Origin of the sequence: Pelotomaculum sp. PtaB.Bin117 (assembly GCF_002067195.1) — a bacterium.
GTDB classification, from domain to species: domain Bacteria; phylum Bacillota; class Desulfotomaculia; order Desulfotomaculales; family Pelotomaculaceae; genus Pelotomaculum_D; species Pelotomaculum_D terephthalicicum.
The window spans coordinates 1-2,984 of the sequence record NZ_MVQM01000018.1 but is presented as its reverse complement, the minus strand read 5'-3'; the positions used below and the strand labels follow the sequence as shown (position 1 = coordinate 2,984).

Below are 2,984 nucleotides of genomic sequence, written 5' to 3'. Positions count from 1 at the left end.
AATAACGGCCCCACAGATAAAGGAGAGGGAAAGGCGCCAACAGCGGCCGATAACAAGTCTCCAGTGGAAGAGCCCCATGTAATGCTTAGCAACGGAATAAATGTGACCAGCACCAATTTAACACTGGCAGTTGACGATCTGGCCGGGGCCAGGGCCAAAGCGGTGAAGCTGGCATATAGCTACGGGGCGGTTATGCAGATGTTTCCGGAGGAACAGAGCGGCAGCAAGAAAGTCGCAACCATCAGGTTGACGGTAGCCTCCGAACAGGCAGCCGGCTCTATCACTGAACTGGCCGGTATAGGAGCGTTAATTGAGAGAAAAGACGAAAATAAAGACATTACTTCCTATTACAACGAAACACTGATAAAATACCACGATACGCAGGCGCAGATCAATTCAGCCGGAGGCGGCGAGGAACGGCAGCGGTTGGCAGCGCTGGCAGCATCATATAAGCAGCAGCTTGACGATTGGAACGCGGAGGCCGGCAAACGGGTGATCACGTTGCGGCTGGAGGATAAGTAGGAAAAGTAAAACTAAAACGACAAAGGCCGGGCTTTAAGCCCGGCTTAAATATTGCCCGCCACCTAGCTATTATTTCGTAACTTTTATCTCAACCACTACCTCATCATCAATCTCACCGGGTAACGGATCAAGATAAGTGACTTTAACCTTATCGCCGGCCGCCACGCTATCCTGCCGAATCCCGTCTTTATCCACTATCCGCGCATAATCATAATGATTAAACCACGCCGGTTTTTTCCCTGAAGAGCTTCCTTTCAAATACATGCGCCCGTCTTCAATCCTTTTCACCTCGCCGGAAGCTGTCTTCACATCAAGAAGGGTTACTTTTCTGACCTGCCCTTGGGACACCAGCACATCCACAAAGTCACCCTGTTTAAGCGAACCAAACCCCTTTGACGCTTTTCCCCCGCTTACAACAGCATCCCAGGCCAGGGGCAAAATCAAGTCTTTTACATTCATATCGCAAAGCACCATTAAGTTGTCCTCGCCCAAAGCCACCATTTTAACCGTTCCCCTGATTTTCTCCGTTTCCACCGCGTCATCCTTTAGCTCCAAAAGATTAACCCAGCTTACCTGCCGGCGCCCGTCCAAAATCACCTCGCAGCGAAAACCAGCCGCTTGTTCCAGGGATTCTTCCTCCTCCGCCAGGAAGCATTGGACATTGTCCGCCACCTGGAGCTTTTGCGCGCCGGACAGCGAGTTGAAAAGTATATCCCGGCGATCTTTATTTTTCTCAATACCGGCAATCCATCCCGCAAGGCGGCGTCCGTCCGGGATTTTTACCCATCCCCGGTCCACCAGCCGGCTTAGGATTACCGCTATTTCAGCCCGGGTTAGAGTGTCCTGCGGCCGGAAGGTGCCGTCCGGGTAGCCGGACATGACGTTAGCGTTAACAACCGCCGCAACATAGACTTGTTCTTCAGGTTCCAGCGTATCCAGGTCGGAAAAGGCTCCAGCGGAAGACAAGCCGTCTTCCGCCAATATATTATTTTCAGCCGGCGCCGACTCATTTCCGATTAAAGACGGCACAAGGCACATGGCCCGCGCCAAAAGTTCCGCCACCTCAAGCCGGGTCACCGGCCCGGCGTAATCATAATCTTCCGGGTCATCCGGCGCGAGAAATCCTTTTTCCACTGCCAGGTCGATATAGGACTGCCCCCAGGGCACTTTGGGCGTTTGTTTTGTCTCCACGCCGCTCGCGGAGTTTGCGCTATTCTTTTTTTTATTATTATTAGCGGCCAGTTTCTCAGCCTCCGCGGCAAAACCGCCTGAACGGACGATTAACACGACTGTTTCCAGCCTGTTGACCAGTTGATCCGGCTTGAAAGTATGATCCGGATAACCTTTGACCATCTCCAGGGCGGCCAGCCGGGTAACATGGCTCCGGGCCCAGTGCTCCGGCAAATCGCTAAAAGAAACAACATCTTGCGCCTTCGCGGCCAAGGCGGGTAAACAGCGGCACCATACCCAAACCGCGGAAACAACGAAAAAAAATATGAAAAAAATCAGGAAAGAGAGGCTGTTTTTTCTTGTTCTTTTAATAATCATCGTAGTCTCCATTAGGATCCGGCGGTTCATCTATAATTTTGTACAGGGTTCCCGCGTCTGTCATTACATAAAGGTATCCGTCGGGTCCGGCGAAAGGCTGCATGGAAACCTTGCCGTCGAGGGCAAGATCCCAATCCAGCCGTCCCAGCGGGTTCACTGCCAGCAAGCGCTTGTCTCCCGTTCCCAGGTAAACGCGCATGCTGCTTTCATCCACCGACGGCCGGGAAACAGCCTCACTAAAAATTTGATGCCATGCTTCCGTGCCGTCATCTTGATTCACGGCGTAAAGTCTTTCCCCTGCGCAGAAGTAAAGCAGGCCATGTTCGGAAAGGGTGGGGGCTGTCAGGTCGTCGTACCCCACACGATAACTCCACAGGGGACTGCCGTCGCCATAGCTGTCGAATGCGAGAACTCTCCCTTTGTTCAAGCTGTCAATCTTTTGGGGATTAACAGTGGCGTATATCCGGCCGTCCGCGCCGTTGACCAGATTGGCCCCCTTAATGTCACCCAGCGGGCAGCGCCAATAGATCTCTCCCTCTTCGCTTAACGCCGTCAAGTAAAACCCTTCATCTTTCCTGCCGAGAACGACAAATACAGCCTGATCGTTACCTGCGCTGGCGAATATTTCCCAGTCGGTATCAAGCTGGGTGCTGCCGGCACCCTCTTCGCCCCAGCGCATTACCATCCATTTATAGTGTCCCGCGGTGTCAACAGCATACAGGGCCGACGGCAGGGGCAGATATAATAAATTACCGGGGCCGGTGGTCAGTTGCGCCGCTGCTTTGCTGTCATTCTGATAAACTTGGAAGCTCCATCCTTTGCTGCCGTTTAACTTTATCTCCTGAATCAAAGCATTACCCGGCATAAATATTGATCCGTACGTGTCAAACACCGGACGTCCCGATTTGCCGCCG

The 2,984-nt window shown here is 52.7% G+C and carries 3 protein-coding genes; 1 reads left to right on the top strand and 2 read right to left on the bottom strand.

The window, feature by feature from the left end:
- Window positions 1–522 (top strand): DUF4349 domain-containing protein (locus A4E54_RS00600; RefSeq protein ID WP_286723722.1); only part of this gene is annotated, 522 nt, incomplete at its 5' end.
- Window positions 523–591: 69 nt separating this feature from the next.
- On the opposite strand, the gene A4E54_RS00595 is transcribed toward A4E54_RS00600, so the two are convergent.
- Window positions 592–2,070 carry an S-layer homology domain-containing protein gene (locus A4E54_RS00595; protein WP_286723721.1) on the bottom strand — a complete coding sequence of 493 codons (1,479 nt, stop codon included), beginning with the start codon at window positions 2,068–2,070 and terminating at the stop codon, window positions 592–594.
- Window positions 2,060–2,984 (bottom strand): outer membrane protein assembly factor BamB family protein (locus A4E54_RS00590; RefSeq protein WP_286723718.1); only part of this gene is annotated, 925 nt, incomplete at its 5' end. The genes A4E54_RS00595 and A4E54_RS00590, both read right to left, overlap by 11 nt.

Bases quoted from the DNA above. Each gene is read 5' to 3' on its own strand.
- A4E54_RS00595 (WP_286723721.1), bottom strand. From the start codon at position 2,070: ATGATTATTAAAAGAACAAGAAAAAACAGCCTCTCTTTCCTGATTTTT.